Raw genomic sequence first — 5458 nt, 5'->3', positions numbered from 1 at the left:
TGGTGCGCAAGCCCGCCATCCTTGTGCCCAACCATCTGCTGGAGCAGATCACGGCAGAGGCCCAGCAGCTCTATCCCGGCGCGCAGATCCTGATGGTCTCCCGCGAAGAGCTGAGCCGGGAGAAACGCCCCCTCTTCGCCGCTCGTCTTGCCACGGGCACCTGGGATCTGGTGGTGCTGACCCATTCGGGCTTTGCGGCTCTGGGCGTGCATCCCGACACCGAGGCTCGCTTCCTCGAAGCCCGCGTGACCGCCTACCGCGAAGCACTGCTCTCCCTGGAACGCGAGCCCCATGAGCAGGAGGATCGCGCCGCCCGTCGCAGCATCAAGCAGCTCGAAACCCAGATCGAGCGCATGCGTCAGCGGCAGCAAGCGCTCCAGGAGCGGCCCCACGATGGCGGGGTCACCTTTGAGCAGCTCGGCATTGACTACCTGATCGTCGACGAAGCACACCTCTACAAAAACCTGGGGCTGCCCTCCAACCTGCCAGCGTTGCAGGTGCGCCCCTCCACACGCGCCTGCGATCTGGAGATGAAGCTGCGCTGGCTTCAAGCGCACAACGAGGGCCGCCCTTTCGCCGCCTTCTTTACCGCAACCCCGCTCTCCAACTCTATGGTGGAGGCCTTTGTCTGGGGCTGGTATCTGCGTCCGGAGCTGCTGCGCGCCTGGGGCCTGGAAAGCGTCGATGCGTTTGCTTCCTGCTTCATCGACTTCGAGACCCGCGTCGAGGTCTCTCCCAACGGGGCCTCGTTCCGCCTCTTCCGCCGGCCCACCCGCTTCCTCAACCTGCCCGAATTTCTGGCCCTCTTCTCCCAGTTTGTAGATCTGCGCAGTCCCGAGCTGCTGCATGGCCTGCGCCCGAGCAGGATTGAGCGCACCATCGTCGTCGAGCCAGATGCGGACACGCAGGCCTTTGTCGATACCCTTGTCGAGCGCTGCGAGGCGATTCAACGGGGCTCTCCTCAGTGGATCGCCGGGCGGCTGGATAACATGCTCTGGGTCACGACGCATGGTCGGATGGCGGCCCTGGATCTCTCTCTCGTCGGCGAGCGAGCTGCCCGTTCCCCCAAGCTCGAAGCGATGGCCGCCCAGATGCTCGCCGTGTACGAGCGCTGGCAACGGGAGGCCGCCTTCCTGCCCGGCGCCTTCAAATCCCTGCAAATCGGCTTCTGTGACCTGGGCACCCCGGATGCACAGGATGACAAGCTCTATGGAACGCTGCGGCGCTTGCTGATCGCCGGTGGCATCCCGGCCCACGGCATCCGTTTCATCCATGAGGCTACCACCGATCAGCAGAAAGCCCACCTCTTCGAGCAGTGTCGCAACGGGCAGGTCGCCATCCTGCTTGGTTCTACCGCGAAATTGGGCACCGGCACCAATATTCAGACCCGCGCCGCTGCCCTGCATCATCTCGACGCCCCCTGGCGGCCTGATGAGGTAGAACAGCGCGAGGGCCGCGTCTGCCGACCCGGCAACCTCTATCCCCAGGTCGAGCTCTTCCGCTACGTGCAGGAGCGTACCTTCGATGCCTATAGCTGGCAGGTGCTTACCACCAAAGCGGTCTTCTTTGATCAGGTGCGCGCCGGGCGTCTCAGCGAGCGCACCACCGAAGAGCTGGGAGCCCATGCGCTCTCCTATGGCCAGGTCAAGGCGGCCGCTACCGGGGATCCGCTGGTGCTTGAGCAGGCTGAGATCGCGGAAGTGCTGGCGCAATTGCTCCGCTTGCAGCAGGCCCATCGCCGCGCGCGAGCGCGTGACGCACACGAGGCAGAACAGGCCCGCGCCGCCGCCCGGCGGACCCGCATCGAGGCCCATCAGCTCGCGGCGATCGCCCGGCAGGCCGAGCAGGCCCCGGCCGGGTTGCGTCTGCCCTCGGGACAGCTGCTGACCGCCCGGGAGGAGATCGCCGAGTTTATCGCGCTGCGGGTGCTTCACCAGCTCACACAGAACAAGGGCTGGGAGAACCTGGGCCACTGGCAGGACTGCGAGTGCGCGGTGCGCCTCCGCCAGCAGGAGCGCCGCTACACCATAGACCTGCTCTTTGGCAGCAGCGATTCCGCTCCTTGCGTCTCGCTGGCCTCGACCTGGCTGGCCCAGGGGCAACGCTGGCGCATCGTGGAGGCCCTCACCCGGTTTACCGCGACCGCAGCAGCCCAGGCCGAGCGCCTCCGAGAGACGGCTGAGCGTCTTGAGGCGCGGGCGGCCCGCTTTGCCGCGCAGGCCGCCGAGCCCTTTGCGCGCCAGGAAGAGCTGCACCGGGTCCGTGCTCGCCAGCAGGCCCTCGACCGCTATACCCACCTGGTGGCGGAGGCCAAAGAGCAGCCCGAGAAAGCGGCAGAAGCGGCGCGGCTGCGTGCCTCCTTGCTCGCAGAGAGCACCAGCCACACCGCCGCGGTCACGGCAAGCCCAATCCCGACGGAGACGCCTGCGGCCTTGCTCCCGCCACGGGTCCCCGCGACGCTGCCAGCATCGGGGGGTCAGACCACATGCGTCGCTTCGGCACAGGTCTCTACGGCTGAAGCCACCGTTCCCGTCGCGCCCGAGGTCCCAGCGGTGTCAGCGCAGGAGCCGCCCCGGCCACCTACCCGCCGGCGGACAGGGGGGCAACGACCCAGGCAGAAGGCAAGCCGAGCGACGACGCCTGCATCAGCAAGACCACGCACCCGACGGCGGGCAGCTCAGGGCGTGCCTTCCGGTCCTGCTGGCGAGACAACGCCTGCTCCAACGACTACATCAGCACAAACAGAACAGCGCCCTCCTGTCATCCCTGGATCACGCGCTACCCTGGTCTTTGGCAACCCGGAGCACATCCAGCAAGTGCGTGCCGCCTCTCAGCGGAAACCGCGCTCGTCCAGGCGGCAGACCGAGCAAGCGTCCACATCTGCCGGGGCAGGGCACCGAGCGCAAAGCACTCCGGTCCCGCAGCAGGCGCAGCGCTCCGTGGCGCGGATACGCACGCCATCGTCACAGGCAACGGAACATGCTGCCTCAGCCCAGCAGCAGCACCCGTTCCACCATCGTGGTACGAGCGCGGTTCCCGCAACTCGGGTCTCGCCCGTCTTTGGTCATCCAGAGCATGTCCAACGGCTACGGAAACCATCTTCCAGACGCTCGCGTCGCCGCTCGGCGGCTCCTGCATCAGAACACCCCACCCTGTTCACATTTCTTCCCCCTGCACCTGGGTCCACTGCCAGTACATCGTAGTGGGCAATCGTGCAGGCTTCAAGGGCAGAGGTCGGCTCCCGCGTTCTTAATGGATGCTGATGAGAGGAATGGGAGCGAGAAGAATGGACGTGAGTGTGTCTCGACTTTCGTATGGAACCGCAGAGCGAACGTAAGGTATGAAGTGAACAATCATGTTATGGAGAATATCAAAGGAGAAAATATGGATTATCTATTTTACGGGAAAGTAGCTATCTCTAAAGAAGAGGTGCAAATCTCTATTGGACATGATGATGATGAACCGGTGAACGTCTACCTGTTAGAGCGAGGAAAGCTCACCCGTTTAAGCGGCGAAGAAATACAGGGCACGTACAGGGTAAAATTCCCTGTATCTTCTTCGCTCAGGGTACTATGTATTTATGCGCGAAGCAATGAGATTGATGAATACATAGCGGCATCCTACGCAATTGATGAATATACCTTGATTTCTTTACCAGATAATGAGGTGATTTCCCTGACGGGGGCGGCAACGATCCTTTATGAAGATGGCTCTATTCAAATGCCTGGTATGAATCAGGATAGGGACGACACGAACCCATCAGCAAAAGCCAACAACAACGGGGTTGTGCATTGAACTAGAGACAGGTATTGTACAACGCTGGCGGGGCAGGTAAGCACGAAAACGCTCCTGTTGGAGGTGAAAGAGGCCATGCAGCCTGGCAAAGGTACGCAGCATGCCGGGACAGTCACGCCTGTATCACGGACTGGGGAAGTATCATGAGCTGCATACCAACATCTGCTGACACTCCCCGCCTTAAAAGGACGGGGGTTCTTCTTTCAGCGACCCGACTTGCCACGTCTCCGTTTGGAGGACGCAGCAGAGGTCAGATCTCCAGAAGCGTTTCGCGAGTCGAGCTCGCGGGTTCCCGTGTGCCCCACGGTACCGTTTGAAACGTATTGGAGTGCGATATGCAAGATGTTCAACGCGGCATTATGATCACGATCCAGGACAATTCCACACCCCGTACAAACATGGGTACGAACGCTGAGCGACTTCTTGACAATCGTGCCGCACTCAGAACATTTCTGGCTGGTGTATTGAGGTGGAACTGCAACCACAGGGATATCATGCAGAGCCCCGTAGGAGTTCAACCAACGAATAAAGGTTCCCCATCCTGCATCATGGATCGATTTGGCAAGTGTGCGGTTACGGACCATATTCTTGATCTGAAGGTCTTCATAGGCAATCAAGTCGCTAGACGAGACAGACGCGTTTGCCATCTTTCTGGCAACATCTTCACGCTGCCGTTGAACTTTCAGATGCTGCCTGGCAAGAGCTTTTCTGGCTTTCTTTCGATTGGCCGATTTCTTTTGTTTACGAGAGAGTTTTCTCTGAAGGCGTTTCAGTTTCTTTTCCGCTTTGCGATAGTGTCGGGGGTTCTCGACGGTGTTGCCTTCAGAGTCGGTGAGATAGGATGTGAGCCCAACATCAATACCGAGCTGTTTGCCAGTTGGCACATGCTCAACTTTGCGCTCAGTCTTGACGCAAAATTGCACATAATATCCATCTGCGCGCCGAACAATACGGACACGCTTGATCTCTTTGACAGGAAAGGTTTCAATGCTTTGCTTCTTGTTTCCAACCAACTTGAGACGGCCTATCCGGCAGCCATCAGTGAAAATGATATGGCGACCATCAGGATCGAGCTTCCAACCAGAGGTCTTATACTCGACGCTCCGGTTGTTTCGTTGGAATGTGGGATAGCCCTTCTTGCCAGGCTTCTTGTTCTTGCAGTTGTCATAAAAACGAGAGATCGCAAACCATGCGCGATCAGCGCTGGCTTGACGAGCCTGGGAGTTGAGGCGAGAGGCGAAAGGGTACGCTTTGGCAAGCACGGCGCAATAGCATTGCAGATCATTCTTGCTGGTTCCACGAGTCTCCATCCACAAGCGCAACGACTTGTTGCGAATGAACTGGACAATCCGGATGGCCTCATCAATCGCCGCGTCTTGCTGCCTGGTCCCGGTCAGCTTGTCCTCGTAGAGCAACATGCGCGCTTTTACTTGCCTTTCTTCTGTTTCTTGATATGCTCTTCTATTGCCGTCAGGATTTCCCCATTCAAGGATCGATGATGCTGTTTGGCTATCTCTCGTATCTGTTCCAACAGATGAGCAGGGAGCCGGACGTTGAGGGATTTGATACCGTCTTTCATGTAGCTATGAAAGCACCATTCTGGCTACATGTCAACAGGGCACGGTACCCCGATGCCCCAACCCAACATAAGGAAGACCCATTC

General features: G+C 59.8%; 5 protein-coding genes. 2 read left to right on the top strand and 3 right to left on the bottom strand.

Annotated features, from left to right (window positions below):
* On the bottom strand, positions 1-212 hold a 212-nt coding region (locus EI42_RS33565), incomplete at its 3' end, for a hypothetical protein (RefSeq protein ID WP_211326399.1).
* Positions 213-245: 33 nt separating this feature from the next.
* Here EI42_RS33565 and EI42_RS28995 point away from each other — a divergent pair.
* Together EI42_RS28995 and EI42_RS28990 are read left to right on the top strand one after the other, a co-directional pair.
* A complete protein-coding gene (locus tag EI42_RS28995) occupies positions 246-3203 on the top strand; it encodes a helicase C-terminal domain-containing protein (protein ID WP_211326398.1) in 2958 nt (985 codons plus the stop codon).
* Between the two features lie 157 nt (positions 3204-3360).
* Positions 3361-3795, top strand: a complete 435-nt coding sequence (locus tag EI42_RS28990) for a hypothetical protein (RefSeq protein ID WP_211326397.1) — start codon at positions 3361-3363, stop codon at positions 3793-3795.
* 203 nt (positions 3796-3998) lie between these two features.
* Here the strand turns inward: EI42_RS28990 and EI42_RS28985 are convergent, their stop codons facing one another.
* Together EI42_RS28985 and EI42_RS35035 are read right to left on the bottom strand one after the other, a co-directional pair.
* Positions 3999-5213: an RNA-guided endonuclease InsQ/TnpB family protein gene (locus tag EI42_RS28985; RefSeq protein WP_111326125.1), complete on the bottom strand. Its 1215-nt coding sequence runs from the start codon at positions 5211-5213 to the stop codon at positions 3999-4001.
* An 8-nt stretch (positions 5214-5221) separates the two neighbouring features.
* Positions 5222-5374 (bottom strand): Arc family DNA-binding protein, encoded by a 153-nt coding sequence (locus EI42_RS35035; RefSeq protein WP_111324840.1) that lies wholly within the window; start codon positions 5372-5374, stop codon positions 5222-5224.
* Between the last annotated feature and the right edge of the window lie 84 nt (positions 5375-5458).

Origin of the sequence: Thermosporothrix hazakensis (genome assembly GCF_003253565.1) — a bacterium.
GTDB classification, from domain to species: domain Bacteria; phylum Chloroflexota; class Ktedonobacteria; order Ktedonobacterales; family Ktedonobacteraceae; genus Thermosporothrix; species Thermosporothrix hazakensis.
The sequence above is the reverse complement of the archived record's forward strand: the minus strand, read 5'-3'. Positions and strand labels throughout refer to the sequence as shown.